Here is a 20,622-nt window from a genome sequence, read left to right on the forward strand (position 1 = left end):
AGCTGATATTAATAGAAAACTATGAGATATAGAAGATGCCAGAAATGTAAGTGGTAGTGTATAAATGAAAGTTTTATAAGTAAAGGGAATGACTAAAATGTAGAAGAAGGGAAGCAAGAATGCTGTTTCGGGATTTACAGGCTCAATATCATAAATATAAATACGAAATTAATTCTGCGATACAAAAAGTATTATTAAGTACCAACTTTATTGAGGGAAGGGACGTTGTTGAATTAGAAACACAATTGGCTGAATATGTTGGAGTAAAAAGTTGTATTACCTGTGCCAATGGTACAGATGCGATGTCCCTAGTTATGATGGCATTGGGAATAAGAGAAGGGAATGCAGTATTTGTTCCTGATTTCACATTCTTTTCGACAGGTGAGATAGTGTCACTAGCAGGAGCAACGCCTGTATTTGTAGATGTGGATAAAGCGACTTTTAATATGGATACCAGAAAGCTGGAAGAAGCAATTCAAAGGACATTAAAGAGAGAGGAATTAATTCCTAAAGTGATTATCCCTGTTGATTTGTTTGGGTTGCCGGCAAATTATCCTGTAATCAACGCTATTGCTAAAAAATATAACCTATTTGTTCTAGAAGATAGCGCCCAGGGTTTCGGTGGTATGATAAATGCTCAAAGAGCTGGAAGTTTTGGTGACGTGGCAACGACTTCCTTCTTTCCTTCAAAACCTTTAGGGTGTTACGGTGATGGAGGAGCGATATTCACGAACAACGAATCTTTGTCGAAGATTATAAAATCACTTAAGGAACATGGCCGAGGCGATGATAAATATGATAACGTAAGAGTAGGATTGAACTCAAGACTGGATACAATTCAAGCGGCTGTATTAAAAATAAAGTTGAATGCATTTATTCATCATGAGCTGGAGGATGTTAATAGAGTTTACCATAGGTATAACGATAGATTACAAGAGGTTGTTAACGTACCGGTGATTCCGGAAGGTTTCACATCGAGTTTTGCTCAATATACGATTATTCTTAAGAATAAAGAACAGCGGGATATGCTGAAAGCCAGGCTTGCTGAATGTGGAATACCAACCATGATATATTACAAAAAGCCAATGCATATTCAACGCGCCTTTTCAAATCTGGAATATAATGATGAGGATTTCTGTGTGACGAATGAGTTATGTGACAAAGTACTTTCCCTGCCGATGCATCCATACATAACAGATATAGATATAGATGAGGTGTGTAATCGGATAACTTTATACTGTAAAGATAATGAGAACCCTTAAGGGTAGGCACGATGAAGGCCTATCACTTAAGGGTTCTTATTTTAACTATTCTCACTACTGCCATATAACTTCGTTAACATCTGTTACTTAGTAGAGGTTGAAATACCAGCAGTTGAGGTATCAGAGGTTGACTTCGTAGTTGTTGTTGAAGAATCTATTACTGCTGCTTCATTAGCCAAATCTACTTTATTATTAATAGTATCTGAGTTTACGGTGGTAGTGCCTGAGATTGTATCAGCTGTTATATCGATTGGAGGTATATTACGAAATCTTTTATATAGATCGGCAAATTTACCCCATCCAAACAATACCACATATGCCACAATAAAACCAGCGACCACGGTAGCAACCACATAATACCATATAACGGGGTTACCAGTATAAGAGATATATGCAAAATATGTGACGATAGTAAGGGTTAGAGATAAAACTATTACTTGTAAATTTACAGGTATTTTACACAGTAGAACAACACCTTTTGTGACTTCTGTTATAACACTTACGATAAGTGCTAACAGTCCTATTACTGCAAATATGGTAACAAATGTTCCAGCGGTTAAGTCCATAATCATTTCCCTCGATTTATTTCATTTTCAATGGTGTATTTGTCTTATAATATATAATTCTTGCTATTTTATTATATGATAACTAACATACTATAGTTCTTTACGTTGACATACTTTGATAAGATATTACATTATGCTACCACTCTTCTTCCCAGCTGAAAGACACATCAATCTCAGTGCTAGTCGTAGTGGTACCTGCAAGCGTTAAACTTTCATTTGGTGCGAGATAGATATTTAAGGATGTTACGAAGAGCTGAGATCCTGTAGCCTTTGGACATACAAAACTAAAAACCTGAAATCCTGTACCGGCAGTAACATTTGTTGTAGAAGTATTATTATATTCAATAACACTTAGTGTAGCATTTATCGGAGTATAGGTTGGTGTTACGGTGAATGAAGCATTTCTGATCAAATTATAGGTAGTTGTTTTATTTCCGTCATTACTGGTTGATATGAAATCCAAGCGAACGTTTGTGTAATTTGTTTTGCCGTTAAAAGTTGCAACGTTTCTGATGGATAATATATGTTGATTTGCCAATGTTGCGGATGTATTAGCAGCGCTGATTGAGTTTCTGGTTCTTAATGACTGAGTGCTGGGATCCCCTTCGCATATTGCCATTGCAGTTGAAGTTTTTAAGATGACGTTTGAAGCATTCGTTGTATTGCTAACTTTTGCGGATAGTGGAAGGGTATCAATAAAAAGTAAGGGAGAGGTAGAGGTATTCGGAAATTCGATTTTATTAACTAATATAGGCAAGCCCGTGATGGTGGATATAATGTAAAAATTAACTAAACCGAATGTGCCCCATTGAAATTCAATGATATAGATATTCCCATTTGTCGTAATAAGGTTCATTCCGGAAGTTCCGGTGCCATTCATTTTATCTACATTCCAATCCGATTGCTTCGTCCAGAATTTAGTTGAATTCGTAATACGAAGAATGGAAAAGTCCGTACCATTATATCCAAAGTAAAACCCATTTTGATCAGAGCCTAATCCAATAATCTGTTCACTATTAGCAACGCCTGTTGTAAATATTGCATCAAAACGCACTAAAGAACCTAAGCCTGGAAGACATCGTAATGTTTTTCTTGTCAGAATTTGTGCATTCTCATTTGCATTCGCTGAAGTATTTAATACAGCCATATTGTTACTTTGATTAATACCTGCATTTGTAGTTTTAACTGTATTAATAAATTGGGTATTGATTGTATAATTAAAGCTCCAGCCAGCCATTGGAGTCAGGTTTGTTGCTCTGACGTCATATATGGCGGTTACAGGTACAGAATAAGGATTACCTGATCCGTCCGGAGAAGCTGCGGTAGTAAGTAGGTTACCATATACATCCGTTTGAATCGCCTTGGTCTGACTCGCGTAACTACCAAAGATTTGAGTTTGTAATTCTTGAGGGTTATCAGAAAAAACCACTTTATTAGACATATAAATATACTCCTTATTATAAAATTCTACATGTTTTTTTATTATATGAATCTTTAGAGTATTCTGTTACGGATTTTGTCGAAACAAGGATGATATTCTTGGGGATTTTTCACTATGACTCTAGTAAACTTCTATGGAAAGTGGACCTGAGAATGCAAGGAAATAGATTACATTTAACATGTTGAATTTAGGGGTTATATGTTGTTTTTTAGGAACAAAATTGAATTGTACTCATACATTATAATGAGATATTAGGTATTGCTAAAACAATAATACTTTATCTTATTTTAAATAGAGGAAGGTGTAATTAACATTGGCAAATAGTATAGTTTTTCAAAATAATGCGGAACAGTTGAAAACTGCGGTTTATGGATATAACAGTATAGATAATGTTTATCAACCCCTTCAGATGAACAATATGGGAGAGCTAAAAGTCACTACGGGAACTGCCATTGTTCAGGTTGGAACAATAAGCAATATAGGGACTATTAGCAAAGTTATTAGTATAGGAACTTTAAATAAAGTAACAGCAATAGGAACTGTTAACAAAGTAGCAAGTATAGGAACTTTAAATAAGGTAACAACCATTGGAACTGTTAACAAAGTAGCAAGTATAGGAACTTTAAATAAGGTAACAACCATTGGAACTGTTAACAAAGTAGCAAGTATAGGAACCTTAAATAAGGTAACAACAATTGGAACAGTCAACAAAGTAGCAGTAGTAGGAACCGTGAATAAGGTGGCTCTATTAGGAACATTAAATAGAGTAGCAACTATTGGAACCTTAGGCACAATTAACAAGGTAACCAGTATAGGTACGTTAAATAAGGTAACAACAATTGGTACAGTTAACAAGGTAACCAGTATAGGAACTTTAAATAAAGTAACGTCAATCGGAACTGTTAACAAGGTAGCTGTATTGGGAACCGTGAATAAGGTTGCATTACTAGGAACGTTAAATAGAGTGGCAACGATAGGAACCTTAGGAACAGTCAACAAAGTAACCAGTGTAGGAACTTTAAATAAAGTAACGTCAATCGGAACAGTTAACAAAGTAGCTGTATTGGGAACCGTGAATAAGGTTGCATTACTAGGAACGTTAAATAGAGTGGCAACGATAGGAACCTTAGGAACAGTCAACAAAGTAACCAGTGTAGGAACTTTAAATAAAGTAACGTCAATCGGAACTGTTAACAAAGTAGCTGTATTGGGAACCGTGAATAAGGTTGCATTACTAGGAACGTTAAATAGAGTGGCAACGATAGGAACCTTAGGAACAGTCAACAAAGTAACCAGTGTAGGAACTTTAAATAAAGTAACGTCAATCGGAACTGTTAATAAGGTAGCTGTATTGGGAACCGTGAATAAAGTTGCACTGTTAGGAACGTTAAATAGAGTAGCAACGATAGGAACATTAGGCACAGTCAACAAGGTAACCAGTATAGGAACTTTAAATAAGGTGACCTCAATTGGAACTGTTAACAAGGTAGCTGTATTAGGAACCGTAAATAAGGTAGCACTATTAGGAACGTTAAATAAAGTAACATCCGTAGGAACATTAACAAGTGTAGTAGGCACAGTAAAAGTGAATTTAGTTGATCGAATTTTTACATCTATTACGCAGACAATTGCTGTAGCAGCTTCCACCATAACCTATACAAACCTTATTAATATTTCCAAATATGAAGATACTTCCTGGTATCTAAGGAATATTACTTCAACAAACAGAGTGGTGACAGTACGATTAACAGCAACCCCAAGTATCAATTTAACGACTTATCCACGCGTATTGATATCAGAAACCACTACAATAAAAGCCAGCCCTCAGGTAATAACAAACGACTACTACTTAAAATATATTTCAGCACAAATCAACAACACCGCGACAATACCCCAGAATGTGGTAGTCGTATTTAATGGCAGATACTAACAGAATGTTTAGGGGTTCTTCCAAAGAACTCCTAAACGTTTTCCAAAATCTATGTTTGGGCATATAGATGTTATGTGAAAGATCAATAAAGGTGGTGTTTTATGAATAGTGGAGTAAGTCTGTGCATGATCGTAAAAAATGAGGAAGACAATCTTGGAAAATGCCTTACAAGTATTAAAGACTTAGTAGATGAAATAATTATCGTGGATACCGGATCGACGGATAAAACAGTAGCCATATCAGAAAGCTTTGGAGCAAAAGTGTATCATTTTCCATGGACAAATAGCTTTAGTGAAGCAAGAAATGAATCTTTAAAATATGCTACGAAAGAATGGATACTTATAATGGATGCTGATGATGAATTTTGCAGAGAAGATAAAGAGAAGCTGGAGCAATTAATTCGGAATAACTCAGAAGATAACAATCTCTATTATTTTGAAACCCTGAATTATTGCGGTAGTTTTGCTGATAGCAATAATATCAGCGTCAACTTAAATCCACGGCTTTTTAAAAATAATTGTGGATTTTATTATGAAGGTGAAGTGCATAATCAGTTAGTTAATTATAAAAGCGACAGGAAAGACATAAACATTCCAATCAGAATATATCATTATGGATATTTAGATAACAATATAGAAGGGAAAAACAAAAGAGAAAGAAATATTTCTCTTTTAGAAGAGCAACTGAAAAATGATCCGAATAATAAATATGCCTGTTTTAATCTGGCAAATGAATATTTTGCTTTAGATCATATACAAAAAGCACTTGATTTTTATTATAAATCTTACGAAGAATTCAGTCCAAATATTGGGTATGGTTTTATTCTAATGATAAGAATAGTGTTAGCTAATTATTATTTGGGAATGTATGATAAAGCCTTGGAATATGCGGATACCGGTCTGAGTTATTATCCTACCTTTACAGATTTGTATTTCTTTAAAGCCATTATATATAAAGCGATGGGGAGACCTACACTTGCTATAAAATCTTTCGAAAAGTGTATTGAGATGGGTGAATCACCCTCTGAATTAAAGTTTTTATACGGAACAGGAAGCTTTAAACCTATATATGAGCTGGGAAATATTTATTTGCAACTAAAGGATTATCACACCGCTTTTCGTTACTTTAATGATGCTATAAAAGTGAAATCGGATTTTGTTCATCCGGTTTATCGTATTGCGCATATATTGAAAGAAGAAAAAACTCCTTTAGAGGAGTTTAAGAATGTTATTGAGAATTTTTTTGAGAATACGATCAGTGCATATGCAATAATCGCAGATATTTTCTACACGGAAGAATGTTATAAAACTTCACTGGAATATATATCAAAATGTGAAGAAAATAGTATGATTTCAGAGGATATTAAGATCTTAAAAATAAAATCGCTTATAAGAATCGGAGAATACGAACAGTGTATTCATTTAAAGACCATCCAAAGTGATAGCAAGTTTTACGCAAATGGATTTATGTATAAAATCATTAGCTATCTTTTAACTGATAAAGCAATAGAGGCTGTAGCTCAGATGGATAGTTTCGATAGAAATGAATTAAGAGAAAAAGATAAAAAAATGTTTGACGTATACGCCCAATTTATCAAACTTTATAGAAAGGAACCAACACAGATTTTATCTGAGGATGAGAATGATAAGGAATATACAAAATATATATTTGAAATATGTGAAATTTTATTACTCAATAAAAAGTTTGATGAGTTCGAAATAGCACTAAATTTAATGAATTTAATCAGCGATAAATCGGTACTGCTTCAGCTAGGAAAATTATATTATAAACACGGATATAGAGAAATGGGAAAGAAGGAAATCGTTAGATCAATCAAAGAATTCGAAGTATATGATGCAGAAGCTTTAGATATTTTAAAATAAAGGGCATGTCAGATGAATATAAAATGGATATTCATTTTCGGGTCTATATGAGCCGAAATAATTGACAATAATTTCCCTAGAATGGTCACTGAATCAGAATTAATCGATTTTTGATTGCATTATATTTATTCGAGGAGGTTGTACCATGCAATCGTATGATAATGATAAAACAAGAAATATTAATTATGAAATTGCTGAAATAAATTCATTTGATAAAATGCACGCAAAAACTCATTGTGAATGTATGACCATTGGAAAGAATAGTCATCGAATTGAATATAGAGTTTTAATCAAGTTCGATTTAGATCATTTATCTGATAACATACAACTTTTGAAAGCAACGTTAAGTTTTTTTGTTACAAAGGGGTCAAACTTCCAATTGTTCGGATATAACTTAAAATCAGATTGGGATATTTACAGTATAAACTGGATAACTCAGCCTTCAATAGATTTTACTAAAGTAATATTTGAGAAAACAATTTTTGGATGCGATAAATATAACATTGATTTGACGAATCAAGTAAAGGAATGGATAGAGTCACCAAATGAGAATTATGGAATGATTCTTATGGGTTTTGATATGTCATCTGCTAATGATATCCAAATAAGTACGGAACATGGTTCAAAAGATAATTTATCATTATTGGTAGAGTATTGTATAGGTAAAGATGATGTTCATAATGTACCGAAGTTTTTTGAATACAAGGAGGATATAAAGGTACATTATAATTCTGAACATTTTACAACAGGCATGAACATATCACTGATGAATAAAGTTTCGTACTTCATAAAGAATAATAATATTGCAACAATTACTGTAATTGCAGAAAATAGTCCTAATAATGTGAACTATGCAAAAGAAATTCAATCAATATATATTCCACCCGGAGGGTCGAGTTTGTTGGTTCCGATTAACTTCAGCAAGTTTATTAGGCTATCAATAACTGTTCCACCCAATGGTAATTCGTCATTTGTTAACATATGGTTAAATATGCAGCAATAACAGTTGGGCGATGTAGGGGGTGTTACAAATTATATATTTTGTAACATCCCATTTTGCTTGCTTGTTGGTGTGGTTGATAAATTAAATAATAAGAAAATTTTAAATTATATACTTGACATATACAAAAACTTATTGTATATTAATAGCAAATAATAATAGTAATCATTACTATTATATGTTATTTATATAATTTAAAAGGAGGTAATTGATATGTCATTAATCGGAACAGAGGTAAAACCATTTAAAGCGCAGGCTTTTCAAAACGGGGCATTTTTAGAAGTTTCAGAGGAGAATTTTAAAGGAAAATGGAGTGTTGTATGCTTCTACCCAGCGGACTTTACATTTGTATGCCCAACAGAACTTGAAGATTTACAGAGCCATTATGAAACCCTTAAGAGTCTTGGTGTAGAAGTATATTCTGTATCTACTGACACTCATTTTACCCATAAGGCATGGCATGATAGCTCAGAAGCAATTAAAAAGATTACCTACATTATGATCGGTGATCCTTCCCATACAATTTCTCGTAACTTTGATGTATTGATTGAAAGTTCAGGTCTTGCGGATCGTGGAACCTTCATTATTGACCCGGATGGTGTAATTCAGTCAGCTGAAATCAATGCCGGTAATATAGGGCGTGACGCAAGTATTTTAGTGACTAAGATTAAAGCAGCACAGTATGTTAGAAACAATCCTGGTGAGGTTTGCCCGGCGAAATGGAAAGAAGGGGCAGCAACCCTGAAACCAAGTCTTGATTTAGTAGGTAAGATTTAAGGTTAAGGAGTGATTGATATGATTTTGGATGCTGAGATTAAACAAAAATTAGCTTCCTACTTGGAGCTTTTGGAAAATGATATAGTGATAACAGCAAGTATCGGTACGGATCAAGCATCAAAGGAGATGTCTGAGTTGATTGATGAATTAACATCAATGGCATCCCGTATCCAAATAGAATATCAGGAATTGGCAAGGACGCCTAGCTTCCAGATCAACCGAGTTGGTGAAAGTAGCGGTGTGACTTTTGCAGGAATTCCGCTAGGACATGAATTTACATCATTGGTACTGGCATTATTGCAAGTGAGTGGAAGAGCACCGAAAGCGGAAGAAAAATTATTAAATCAGATCAGGTTTCTGAAAGGTGAGTACCGATTTGAAACTTATATCAGTTTGACTTGTCATAACTGTCCGGAAGTGGTGCAAGCGCTTAATCTAATGAGCATTCAAAATCCAAACATAAGTCATACGATGATCGATGGTGCAACCTTTAAGCAGGAAGTGAAAGAAAAGGAGATTATGGTGGTACCAACGATTTACTTAAACGGTGAGTTGTTTGGTACAGGACGAATGACATTGGAAGAAATTCTTGCCAAGCTCGGTAGTGCACCCTCGGTATCAGAATTCGACAACAAAGATCCCTTCGATGTGCTAGTAATCGGTGGTGGTCCTGCCGGTGCAAGTGCAGCTATATATTCAGCAAGAAAAGGAATCAGAACCGGTATTGTTGCAGAACGCTTCGGCGGTCAGGTGATGGATACTGTTGGGATTGAGAATTTTATCAGCGTAAAATACACGGAAGGTGAAAAATTAGCGCGGAGTCTTGAAGAACATGTGAAAGAATACGATGTTGATATCATGACAGCATTGCGAGCCAAACAGATTCGTAAGAAGAACCTGGTTGAGGTTGAACTTGAGAATGGTGCCGTATTAAAAAGTAAAACCGTTATTTTAGCAACCGGAGCAAGGTGGAGGAACACCGGTGTTCCGGGAGAGGTAGAGTTTAAAAACAAAGGAGTTGCCTACTGCCCTCATTGTGATGGACCACTTTTTAAGGAAAAGGATGTAGCGGTTATCGGTGGAGGTAATTCAGGTATTGAAGCAGCCATCGATCTGGCTGGAATTGTAAAGCATGTTACAGTGCTAGAATTTATGCCCGAGCTTAAGGCAGATATAATTTTGCAAAAGAGGCTCTATTCTCTGCCCAATGTTACGGTACTTAAGAATGTTCAGACGAAGGAAATTACCGGAACTGACAGAGTGGATGGAATAACCTATATTGACAGAGAATCAGCGCAGGAACATCATATATCACTAGAAGGTGTATTTGTTCAGATCGGTCTCATTGCTAATACGGAATGGTTAGGAGATAGCGTAGAACGAAACAAAATCGGTGAGATTATCATCGATGATCGCAACAGCACAAGCCTGGATGGAGTATTTGCAGCCGGTGATTGTACCACTAGCCCTTATAAACAAATCATAATATCAATGGGTGCAGGAGCCAATGCGGCATTGAGTGCATTTGATTACTTGATCAGGAATTAAGCTTAGAATAAACGTATGAATATTGCCTTTCCATATATTCAAAGATAATTCATAAAAAATGATTGTTAGGGTTGCCAGTTGGCAACCCTATTTCTATTAAATGATATAGGCGTGTTTATATAAGAAGTAATGGAAAGTTGATATTGACATAGAAAAAAGAAAAGTGATTGTGCATTTGAGCGAATCACTTTTCTTCCCATAATAATATTATCATAACTATCCATCAAAAACAAGACTGTTAATCTGGTAGGCGTTATGCTAGCATTACTTTACGGATTTGGAGAATAGTTTCCTACCGATTTCAAATATGGGAGGTTCTGCAATGGAAAATAGTTATTCTGAATTGGAAGTTGAAAACAAACGATTGGAAGAAACCATTTCTTTAGCAAACAAGCAGCTGGATCAGGCAAGGCAGAGAAATGAGGAGAATAAGTCTGCGATTATCTCTGCCAAAAAAGAGTTACGGGAAAATACAGAACACACCATATCTGGACTTTGGAGTTCGGATGGGTTTGAAGCTCTAGTGGAATTAAATCAATATGTGAATCCGGTTACAGAAAAAATCGCCGACTTTGAAGCAATAAATAATAAAATTGTGCGGTTGGAGAATTTGATTAAATCGCCTTATTTTGCTCGTATTGATTTTAAATATGATGATGAAGACTTGCCTGAGCAGATCTATATTGGACGATATTCCTTAAAGAAAGACAATTCATATGAATCCGATGTCTATGACTGGAGGTCCCCAATTGCAAGTGTTTTTTACCGATTTGCAACAGGGCAGGCATATTATGATGCACCTGCCGGGAGGATCAATGGAGAGGTTCATTTAAAACGTCAGTATGAGATTAGGAATGGAGTATTGGAATATTATTTTGATACTGATGTTCAAATTGTTGATGAATTTTTAAGGAAACTATTGTCTCAAAATACTTCTTCCAAAATGAAAACGATTGTAGAATCCATACAGAAGGAACAAGATATTGTGATAAGAGATATGGAGAATGATTTATTGATCGTGCAAGGAGTGGCAGGGAGTGGAAAGACTTCAATAGCACTTCATAGAGCAGCGTATCTTATGTATCAAGGGCAAGCATCAAAGCTATCCGCTAATAATATTATAATTATTTCGCCAAATACATTATTTGAACAGTACATTTCTAATGTAATCCCCGAACTTGGTGAAGATAATATAGTTTCTGTTGTATTTGAAGAAATGCTTGAATCCGTATTGAAATATAATCATATACAGTCAAGAAATCAATTTTTAGAGAATTTAATTACAAGCTCTAGGTATCGCAATATTATTAAAAGTAGTATAGAATTCAAAACCTCATACATGTTTATGGAGATATTAAATCAGCTGATAAATGATATTCCACATCGATGGATTGATTTCGAAGATGTCTATTATAATGGTCAGTGTATCGTAACCAAAGAGGTGCTGAAGGAGAGATTAACAGGAAACAATGAAACTCCATTAGGGATAAGAATAAAACAGCTAGAGGATTTTATTGAAGATTTAATCTACGAATCGAAAAGAGTACGCATAAAGAAAACAATGATAAAAGAGTTAATTAAATTTGCTGAAATAGATATTATTAATATCTATAAAAGGGTAATGGTTGATAGACAATACTTTTATAAACTAACAGAAGATATAGAGCTTCCCGATTGCATAGAAGATATTTTGAAATACACACAAGAGAATTTGGATTCAAATCTCTTATACTATGATGATGCAACTGTACTCGCCTATTTAAATATTAAAATCAATGGTGCAAATGATTATAAACATATTAAACAAGTGGTAATTGATGAAGCGCAAGATTACTATCCCCTCCAGTATGAAATATTCAAATTACTCTTTGGAAATGCGAAGTATACAATTTTGGGAGATATGAATCAAACCCTAGAGAAAAAGGAAGATTTATCACTGTATGAACAGATAAGAAAAATACTGAATAAGAAGAAGTCAACCCTGGCCATTATGGATAAAAGTTTTCGCTGTACGAATGAAATTTTGATGTATAGTTCCAAATTTATCGAGCAAACATTGGATATAAAGAGCTTTAACCGAAAAGGGGATGAACCGAAAATCAACGTAGCCTTTGACCAAGAGAATCTTAAGGATATGATTATATTGGAAATTAAAGAATGTCTAGAACAAGGATACCAATCAATCGGACTGATCTGTAAAACTGAAAAAAACTCCATTTCCATGTTTGAGTATTTAAAAGATAGAGTAGATGTTCAATTAATACAAAATGATAGTACGGCTGATTTAGATGGAGTATTTATTATTCCTATATATATGTCAAAAGGACTTGAATTTGATGCTGTTTTAATATGTGACGCAGATACCTCGAATTATCACACGGAAGACGACAAAAAATTATTATACATTGCATCAACAAGGGCACTTCACAAGCTTAGTTTGTTCTGTAAGGGAGAGGTTAACCCGTTGTTATGATGTTGTTTCCTGCGGCTACTAACAAAATCTAAAATGTATACCAAATTGTAACGAGAAATATAGTGACCATAAGAATAATAAAAGTGTTCCGTCAGTGGAGTACCATGAATGTGTTAATAAACTTCAAGATGAGGTTTGTTAACACAAGAATATCTAGAAACATATAGAAAGGCAAAACAAATACTTTAATAAAATATACGGCAAAAGTGAGAGGAAGTTTGATGAGAGGTGAAAGGTTAAAAAGAGAAGAATAGTCGAGTATATGGAAGGTATAGAAATTTATAAATGAAAGTAAAAAAGGACTGAGTTAATATATAACCCAGTCTTTATTTTACAATGAACTGTAAGGTTCATTAAATAAGCTATCTGTTTACACTAATGAATGTTCCTTTAGTTTCTGCCAGAATTACCGGAAGCGTTTCTGTTAGAGTCAGTGGAAGCGTTTCTGCTAGTATTGCCGGAAACGTTTTTGCTGGAGTTACCGGAAGCGTTTCTGCTGGAGTCGTTGGAAGCGTTTCTACTAGAGTTATTGGAAGCGTTTCTGTTTGAGTTGCTAGAAGCGTTTCTGCTTGAATTATTGTCCATTTTTATTCCTCCTAGAATATGGTTTTATGAAACATAATTATTGTTACCTAATAAAGAAATTTTATACTAATATAGCAATAAATATTTTATATAAAGCAAATGATAGATTAATTGGAAGACTTACATGGGAAATCTAGCAATGGGGTTCTTAAAAGGTGATACTTGGGTAATGGTTTATATTTAGAATGAATTTAAAAAGTTTAAACAATATTACATTCACTTTGCATGAATACTGTTTCTGTGTTAGGATGTGAAAGTAAGGGTACTCTAGTTTATGTAACAAGATAATACAAAGTAATGATATAGTTGATTATTATTTAAATATTATTTGGAAAGGTTTACGAAAGGAGCATTTAATCGAATGGGTAACGGGAATGATTCAAAAGATAGGACAAGACTGGTGCTATATATTGCTGCGGGAGGATATCTTATCTACCAAGGGATTACATTAATTAAATCTCTGCTAAAGGATGATTCGAAGCTTTCAGATAATTTGATTTATTATATATTCTCTGTAGGTTTTATTATAGTTGGTTTGGTTATATTTTTCTATGTATATAGAAGTTATAAAAAGCAGCAGAATGAAACGAAGAATTCACAACAGATTGATCATTCTGATGAACCGGAATACAAAGGGGAGTTAGATGAAAACGATGATAATCAAAATAATACACAAGAATTGAACGAGGAAAATATAAAAGAAGAAGATATAAAAGAATAAAGAAGAAATAATGATAGAATAATTGTAAAAGCTAATATAGAACCGGGGCAACAAAAGATTCAGAAGCAATAAAATATTAATATATAAAGAAAGCTCATGTATAATATATGAGCTTTCTTTATATAGCTTGGCTCTTAATAACTATATTTCACTATTTCATAATTATGTACATAAAGACTACACACGAATTGAGTAAGATAAACTTAATAAAAAACGTTATATGGGGGAGAAGTTAGATGAAAAAATATAATACGTTTCGAGTTGGTATCTCATTAATTATCATTCTTGTGTTTCTTGTCGGTGCGGGGGCAATTACATATTATAAGGCTTTAAATGTCAGAGATGAGCTTAAGTCCGATTGTGATAGAGAGATTAATAATAAGATATCATATATTTGGGACTACTATAATTATTATCCAACGGATCGGGAAGCGTATCAAAAGGAACTTTATGATCATGTGAAAAAATATGGAGTTAATGATAAAGATAATATGATTACATATGATTTTCCAATGGTTAAAAAGGCTATTAGTCACGAATTGGTTGATAATGCTTATTTTTTAGATACTCCTGAAATGTATGCTTATAAAACATATAATGAATTATTTCTGGGTGATGATATTGGGTTTTATTCGATGGTTCAAAAGGATGATGAGGGGATTGTGGCTGAGAGTCAGAACTATCTTTTTTGCTATAGGAGAAGTAAAGATTATGATGATTTAGGTGATCTAGAAGATCAAAAGATTATCCGGTTAGGAGACTCCTTTTCTAATAAAACGATTCATAAGATGTATGAAGATGTTTTTCAAAGATATTCGACCGATGGATCATATTCAATTAGCTTGAAAAAAAATTCTATAGAAGGAACCTACGATGGTATTTTTCTGTATCCCAAAAAATTAACTTTATCAGAGCAGACTGGTGAGAACGAGTATAATTCATATGAATACTTATCGGATACTAGTAGTAAAGTACGCAAAAAAAATATCTCCGATTGGATTGGAGATTACAAATTGAATATTACCGGTGGTAACGTAACAGATGGTAAAGATTATAATTATAAGCTTAACAAAGAAGCAAATGCGATTTGCAATAAACTCTCTGAGTACTGTAAGGCGGGTAGTGACAAAGGGGATTATCAGTATGTTGACAATTTATTTACTAGCTATGTCGGGTTGTCTGGCCAACTAGGGGATGATTCTACGATTACATTTTCCTACGCCTTTGTTTTCCATCCGATTGCGAATGCCATAGAGCAATTAATTATAGTTTACCTTATAATCTTAGTGATACTTGGAGCTGCATTATATGGTGTTAATAAACTGATTCGAAAAATGAGGGAATTACAAATTAGTTATGAAAACAACAGAAAAGAATTAACAAGATCAGTAGCACATGAACTGAAAACACCACTTGGAATTATTAAAAGTTATAGTGAAAGTCTGAAGGATATATCTAATGACAACAAAGAAGAATACACCAACGTAATCATAAATGAAGTAAATCATATGGATAAGCTGATTCTGGATATGCTTGACTTATCAAGAATGGAAGCGAAGGCAAAAACGTTAACCTACGAAGAGGTTGAGCTGGTATCTCTGACAAAGAGTGTGTTGAAAAGGTTTGATGGAGTGTTGAAAGAACAAAATTTGACCCTTCAACTAGATGTTCCGGAGGAGGTTATCATATCTGCTGATTTAGAAGGAATTCAAACTGTCCTGTTGAATTTAGTATCCAATGCGATAAAGCACGCAATCGATACCATAAAAATCAGTATAAATTGTGATAGTAAATCAGTGAAGTTTATTATTTATAACAATGGAAGCCATATCGTTTCACGTCTGCTGGATACGATTTGGGATACATTTGTAAAAGGAGACAAAGCACGTGTTCATGAATTTGGTAGTACCGGTTTAGGTTTGTCCATTACGAAAAATATTTTAGAACTTCATAAAGCAACTTACGGTGTAGAGAACGTGGAAAAAGGGGTAGAATTCTGGTTTAAGATGAAATTATAGGTATGGGTGATTAATATAAGGGGATGTTTTAAAATAAATAATCTTTTTAAGAAACAATGTTATTTGCCTCACACACAGTATTCCAAACAGTGCTTTATGGCAATATAACATTATTCCTTCAAATTATTTATTTTGAAGCATCCCCTTAATTTCTTATACAATTTTTCGGAATTTGTACTATACTTATTATGAATGGAAATAGTTTTTCTGTTATAGTTTGGAGGTGATTGATATGGTGAAGAATCCGGTATCATTGGATGGTAAGGCTACACATAAATATGATGACATCATTAATATGGAATATCCTTTGAAAAGCGCGGATAGAATCAAGCATCCTCGGATGCAGACAGATGACCGGGCGAAGATATTTGCTCCTTTTGCGGCTCTAAAAGGTTATGAGAGGGCAATTTTAGCGAAGCAAAAAATCGTCGTACCACGAATAGAATTGTCTGAGGAATCAAAAGAGTATTTGGATTTACAGCTGGGAAGGATTGAACAGTTGCTAATTAACATGCAACACCCAATCATTACAGTTGTATATTTTCAAAAGGATAAAGGCAATAACAAAGACGGGGGAGAGTATATCCGTTTCATTGGTATGGTAGCAAAATTCGACCGTACATCACACATCCTCCAGATTGTAGAAAAAAGACTGCGGCTGGAAGATATATATAGTATTGAGGGAGAGAATTTAGGTGCAAGTTAGGATGATTTTGACAGGCTTATGTATATTATCAAGTATAAATATTCGGTAATTACTATTTTCTATGCTAACTTCTGAATATTACTGGTAGTTATAATCAATTATTTGGGAGGAATTGAATGAGAAGTTAAGACTTAAGGAGACATAAAGTTATAATGAAAACATATATGAAAGGAGGCAGTGAAGATGTCAAATATAAGTGTAACATCACAGGAACATATTTATATTGCAATTGATTTGAAATCATTCTATGCCTCCGTAGAGTGTGTAGAAAGAGGGTTGAATCCGCTGACTACCAACCTTGTTGTTGCTGATCCGACACGTACCGAAAAAACAATCTGCCTCGCAGTATCACCTTCCCTAAAGGCGTATGGAATATCCGGTAGAGCCCGTTTATTTGAGGTTCAGCAAAAGCTTAGGGAATTGAAACAGCGTACAGGGAAAGAGGTAGAATATATCATCGCGCCACCCCAGATGGCACGCTATATCGAAGTATCGGCTGATATTTATGAAACTTATTTGAAATATATCAGCCCCGAAGATATTCATGTATACAGCATAGATGAGTGCTTTATGGATGTGACGAATTATTTGAACATGTATCAGATGTCTGCAAATGAACTGGCGGTAAAAATGATTCACGATGTATTAGAAAAGACCGGAATCACCGCTACAGCAGGTATCGGAACGAACCTTTATCTGTGCAAAATTGCGATGGATATCGTTGCAAAGCATGTGGAACCTGATGCAAGCGGTGTGCGTGTTGCAGAGCTTGATGAGTCCTCTTATCGCAGATTATTATGGGATCACAGACCGATTACGGACTTTTGGAGAATTGGCGGAGGTATCGCGAAAAGACTGGAAAATAGCGGACTGTATACGATGGGCGATATCGCAAGAATCTCACTTCATAATGAGGATCTGCTATATAGAATGCTGGGTATTGATGCCGAACTTTTAATAGACCATGCATGGGGGTATGAACCATGCAGTATGGAAGAAATCAAATCCTATAAACCCAGTACAAACAGCATATCTTCGGGACAAGTCTTGCAAAATCCGTATGATTATAATAAGGCAAGGATTATCGTTCAGGAAATGACGGATTTACTGGTGCTTGAGCTTGTGGATAAGGGAATGGTGACAGACAGTTTAACTTTGACCATTGGTTATGATAGGAGTAATGTAGATGAAGGGAAATACAAGGGTGAGGTTACTTATGACCGTTATGGAAGAGGGGTTCCAAAGTCTGCTCATGGGACAGCAAATCTTGGTACGACAAGCAGCAGTACAAAGAAAATCATGACCGCGGTAATGGAACTTTATGATAGAATTATATCAAAGGAACTTATGGTTAGAAGGGTGACGCTCTGTGCTAATAATCTAGTTGAGGAGAGATATGAGCAGTTTGATTTATTTACAGATCCTCTAGAACAGGAAAAAGAGCGTAAAATGCAGGAAGCCATGCTTAGTATAAAGAAGAAGTTTGGAAAAAATGCCATCCTGAAAGGCATTAATTTAGAAGAGGGTGCCACCACAAGAGATAGAAACAACCAGATTGGTGGACACAAAGCATAGTATAGTCACATTGATACTCTTACAGGATAACTATTATGATTAGGAAGGTGAAATATTGTAGATATGTAATTAGGAATTGCAGATATGCAATTTTTCAAAAGACGTATTTATAATATAATGAGGGAAATCACATTCGAAAGAGGTAATAATATGAAAAATAAATCAAATAGCTATTTCAAAGTTTTAATTATTATTTTAACCTTAGTATTGTTTATTTTCTCCGCCTGTTCCTCAAAAAGTCAATCTACTGATGTTAAGAGTAATACAAAAGATATGCAAAATCAAGCTACGATAACAACAACACAAGCTCCAGATAAGGATGCAAAACCTACGGCGATTATTACTCCAAAGGTGGACGATGAAACAAAAGTTGATATAAGTTCCACGCCTGAACCTAACATCATCAGTGTTAAGTATATCGGAAATTCATGCTTCTACATCACCTTTCCGGACGGTACGAGATTAGTAACCGATCCTTATGGGACACAATTTGAATATTACTTTGGTAAATTCCCAACTATGGAGGCAGATGTAATTACTATAAGCCATGAACACACTGATCATGTGGGTGGCATAAATGAGGTGCTTGGAAATCCCAAAATTATTCGGGCTGAGGTGATCGGCAAGACTACTACCATAGGAAAGGTTCAAATTACAGGATATACTTCGAAGCATGTCGCTAATATGGGGGAGAATACAATTTTCGTTTATCGGTATGGTGATTACAAAATTGTTGCTATGGGTGAAACTGATAACATATCATCAAAGAAGGCTATTAATGCTGTAAAAGGTGCAGATCTAATTCTTGCATATGCAGGAGAATACGGGAGTGTTAAGAATTCCGATAGCTTCAAAGCGCTAAAAGATTTCAATATTAAAGTAATGATACCTCAACATTATAGTAACAAGCCTGATCGAATATTTTATGGAGAGCCAGATATCAATAAAATTCTGAAGGAAGTACCAAAGGGTATCACCGTTACGAATGAGGATGAATTAAAAGTAAGTAAAGAAATGAAGAAGCAATTTGTAAACTTGAAAACCTGGGGAAATTGATTTATTAATGGGGTAACATAAAAAATATCTTGCATTTTTAAGGCGATATAGTAAAATATGGATATTAACTTAAACTGAAGGAGAAAAATGATTTACGATACCGTAGGTAAAGAATACCATAAAGGCTATAGACATCCCATAAATTACAACCCTTCCTTAGAAATAAAGGAGAATACTGAGGAATCCTGTTTCCGTATGCTTTTGCTAGAGCAAGGCAATTGCACGGTTAATTTGGATAAGGTACCATATAGTTTAAGAGCACCAGCATTACTATGCCTAAATGAAATTGATGAGATTATTTTTGACCCTTGTTGCCGGTTTAAAATAAAGGCTATTTATTTTCACCCCAAAATAATCAATCCAATGTTTGATTACGTAAATATTAGGGAATCAAATAATCAATTTAATGATGTTCAACTTCAGGATTTGTATCTGCTGTATCCGTTTTTACTAAGTAACAATAACAGTAAAAGATTATATCAATTGGAGGAAGATACTTTTGATAGAGTTCGTAGGCTTATTGAACTGGTAGGTATAGAGTTGATGGTTCAAAAAGATATCGCATGGCCTTGCCGTTCAAGATCCTATCTTTTGGAGCTTCTAGTTAAAATAACAAAACTATTTGATTTTGAGCAGGAGTTTTCAACGGATAGTATAATTGATATGCCTGGGGATATCGCTGACATTCTGATATACATTCATAATAATTATCAGATGAAAATAACTCTAGATCAGCTTGCAATTAGGTTTGCAACAAACCGGACTACGTTAAATAACCGATTTTATAAGTTGACTAATTTATCAGTTATCGATTATTTGATCAAACACCGCATTCATGTTGCCGCTGCACTTTTACGAGATACAAAGCTGCCGATCTCAGAAATTATGCTACGCATCGGTTTTAAGAATAATGCTCACTTTTGGCGCACTTTTAAAAAATACAATTCTCTTACACCGAGTGAATATAGGGAACAAAATTGTTGGGTGAATTAATCATAGATAATAGAAACAAATGAGTTGCATTAACCAGTCAAGAAACTATTTTATATGGCAGTCCGATAGGGCTGCCATATTTGTGTCT

Annotated in this window: 16 protein-coding genes; 14 read left to right on the forward strand and 2 right to left on the reverse strand. The window is 34.5% G+C overall.

Features of this window, described 5'->3' with window-relative positions; translation table 11 throughout:
* The first annotated feature begins 119 nt into the window (after positions 1-119).
* Entirely contained in the window at positions 120-1,262 is a 1,143-nt protein-coding gene (locus tag AC6IWN_RS02115; RefSeq protein ID WP_497990596.1) for a DegT/DnrJ/EryC1/StrS family aminotransferase, read from the forward strand.
* Between the two features lie 83 nt (positions 1,263-1,345).
* On the opposite strand, the gene AC6IWN_RS02120 is transcribed toward AC6IWN_RS02115, so the two are convergent.
* Both AC6IWN_RS02120 and AC6IWN_RS02125 read right to left on the reverse strand, forming a co-directional pair.
* Positions 1,346-1,828, reverse strand: coding sequence for a hypothetical protein (locus tag AC6IWN_RS02120; protein WP_497990598.1), 483 nt, complete (start codon positions 1,826-1,828; stop codon positions 1,346-1,348).
* Between the two features lie 136 nt (positions 1,829-1,964).
* Positions 1,965-3,269: a hypothetical protein gene (locus tag AC6IWN_RS02125; protein WP_497990600.1), complete on the reverse strand. Its 1,305-nt coding sequence runs from the start codon at positions 3,267-3,269 to the stop codon at positions 1,965-1,967.
* 313 nt (positions 3,270-3,582) lie between these two features.
* Between AC6IWN_RS02125 and AC6IWN_RS02130 the strand changes: the two genes are divergently transcribed.
* The 13 genes from AC6IWN_RS02130 (at position 3,583) to AC6IWN_RS02190 (ending at position 20,534) form a co-directional block, all read left to right on the forward strand.
* Positions 3,583-5,199, forward strand: coding sequence for a beta strand repeat-containing protein (locus tag AC6IWN_RS02130; RefSeq protein ID WP_497990602.1), 1,617 nt, complete (start codon positions 3,583-3,585; stop codon positions 5,197-5,199).
* Between the two features lie 101 nt (positions 5,200-5,300).
* On the forward strand, positions 5,301-7,082 hold the full coding sequence (locus AC6IWN_RS02135; protein ID WP_497990603.1) for a tetratricopeptide repeat-containing glycosyltransferase family 2 protein: 1,782 nt from the start codon (positions 5,301-5,303) through the stop codon (positions 7,080-7,082).
* Positions 7,083-7,227: 145 nt separating this feature from the next.
* Positions 7,228-8,085 (forward strand): DNRLRE domain-containing protein, encoded by an 858-nt coding sequence (locus AC6IWN_RS02140; protein WP_497990605.1) that lies wholly within the window; start codon positions 7,228-7,230, stop codon positions 8,083-8,085.
* A gap of 210 nt (positions 8,086-8,295) precedes the next feature.
* Positions 8,296-8,859 carry an alkyl hydroperoxide reductase subunit C gene (gene ahpC / locus AC6IWN_RS02145; RefSeq protein WP_497990607.1) on the forward strand — a complete coding sequence of 188 codons (564 nt, stop codon included), beginning with the start codon at positions 8,296-8,298 and terminating at the stop codon, positions 8,857-8,859.
* A gap of 18 nt (positions 8,860-8,877) precedes the next feature.
* Positions 8,878-10,407: an alkyl hydroperoxide reductase subunit F gene (gene ahpF / locus AC6IWN_RS02150; RefSeq protein WP_497990609.1), complete on the forward strand. Its 1,530-nt coding sequence runs from the start codon at positions 8,878-8,880 to the stop codon at positions 10,405-10,407.
* A 322-nt stretch (positions 10,408-10,729) separates the two neighbouring features.
* A complete protein-coding gene (locus AC6IWN_RS02155) occupies positions 10,730-12,880 on the forward strand; it encodes a HelD family protein (protein ID WP_497990611.1) in 2,151 nt (716 codons plus the stop codon).
* A 454-nt stretch (positions 12,881-13,334) separates the two neighbouring features.
* Positions 13,335-13,502 carry a hypothetical protein gene (locus AC6IWN_RS02160; protein WP_497990613.1) on the forward strand — a complete coding sequence of 56 codons (168 nt, stop codon included), beginning with the start codon at positions 13,335-13,337 and terminating at the stop codon, positions 13,500-13,502.
* Positions 13,503-13,826: 324 nt separating this feature from the next.
* Positions 13,827-14,186, forward strand: coding sequence for a hypothetical protein (locus AC6IWN_RS02165; protein WP_497990615.1), 360 nt, complete (start codon positions 13,827-13,829; stop codon positions 14,184-14,186).
* 236 nt (positions 14,187-14,422) lie between these two features.
* The gene (locus tag AC6IWN_RS02170) at positions 14,423-16,204 is read left to right on the forward strand and encodes a sensor histidine kinase (RefSeq protein ID WP_497990617.1); all 1,782 of its coding nucleotides are present in this window, start codon (positions 14,423-14,425) and stop codon (positions 16,202-16,204) included.
* Between the two features lie 232 nt (positions 16,205-16,436).
* A complete protein-coding gene (locus tag AC6IWN_RS02175; RefSeq protein WP_497990619.1) occupies positions 16,437-16,910 on the forward strand; it encodes a hypothetical protein in 474 nt (157 codons plus the stop codon).
* Positions 16,911-17,093: 183 nt separating this feature from the next.
* Positions 17,094-18,485, forward strand: a complete 1,392-nt coding sequence (locus AC6IWN_RS02180) for a Y-family DNA polymerase (RefSeq protein ID WP_497990621.1) — start codon at positions 17,094-17,096, stop codon at positions 18,483-18,485.
* 150 nt (positions 18,486-18,635) lie between these two features.
* On the forward strand, positions 18,636-19,541 hold the full coding sequence (locus AC6IWN_RS02185; RefSeq protein WP_497990623.1) for an MBL fold metallo-hydrolase: 906 nt from the start codon (positions 18,636-18,638) through the stop codon (positions 19,539-19,541).
* A gap of 87 nt (positions 19,542-19,628) precedes the next feature.
* Positions 19,629-20,534 carry a helix-turn-helix domain-containing protein gene (locus AC6IWN_RS02190; RefSeq protein WP_497990625.1) on the forward strand — a complete coding sequence of 302 codons (906 nt, stop codon included), beginning with the start codon at positions 19,629-19,631 and terminating at the stop codon, positions 20,532-20,534.
* Positions 20,535-20,622 lie beyond the last annotated feature (88 nt).

The sequence above is a fragment of the Variimorphobacter sp. HTMS_6 genome (assembly GCF_059717775.1).

Coding starts and splice junctions, on each gene's coding strand:
- AC6IWN_RS02125 (WP_497990600.1), bottom strand. CDS start 3,269: ATGTCTAATAAAGTGGTTTTTTCTGATAACCCTCAAGAATTACAAACT.
- AC6IWN_RS02135 (WP_497990603.1), top strand. CDS start 5,301: ATGAATAGTGGAGTAAGTCTGTGCATGATCGTAAAAAATGAGGAAGAC.
- ahpC (WP_497990607.1), top strand. CDS start 8,296: ATGTCATTAATCGGAACAGAGGTAAAACCATTTAAAGCGCAGGCTTTT.
- AC6IWN_RS02180 (WP_497990621.1), top strand. CDS start 17,094: ATGTCAAATATAAGTGTAACATCACAGGAACATATTTATATTGCAATT.
- AC6IWN_RS02115 (WP_497990596.1), top strand. CDS start 120: ATGCTGTTTCGGGATTTACAGGCTCAATATCATAAATATAAATACGAA.
- AC6IWN_RS02190 (WP_497990625.1), top strand. CDS start 19,629: ATGATTTACGATACCGTAGGTAAAGAATACCATAAAGGCTATAGACAT.
- AC6IWN_RS02170 (WP_497990617.1), top strand. CDS start 14,423: ATGAAAAAATATAATACGTTTCGAGTTGGTATCTCATTAATTATCATT.
- AC6IWN_RS02175 (WP_497990619.1), top strand. CDS start 16,437: ATGGTGAAGAATCCGGTATCATTGGATGGTAAGGCTACACATAAATAT.
- AC6IWN_RS02120 (WP_497990598.1), bottom strand. CDS start 1,828: ATGGACTTAACCGCTGGAACATTTGTTACCATATTTGCAGTAATAGGA.
- AC6IWN_RS02165 (WP_497990615.1), top strand. CDS start 13,827: ATGGGTAACGGGAATGATTCAAAAGATAGGACAAGACTGGTGCTATAT.
- AC6IWN_RS02155 (WP_497990611.1), top strand. CDS start 10,730: ATGGAAAATAGTTATTCTGAATTGGAAGTTGAAAACAAACGATTGGAA.
- AC6IWN_RS02185 (WP_497990623.1), top strand. CDS start 18,636: ATGAAAAATAAATCAAATAGCTATTTCAAAGTTTTAATTATTATTTTA.
- ahpF (WP_497990609.1), top strand. CDS start 8,878: ATGATTTTGGATGCTGAGATTAAACAAAAATTAGCTTCCTACTTGGAG.
- AC6IWN_RS02140 (WP_497990605.1), top strand. CDS start 7,228: ATGCAATCGTATGATAATGATAAAACAAGAAATATTAATTATGAAATT.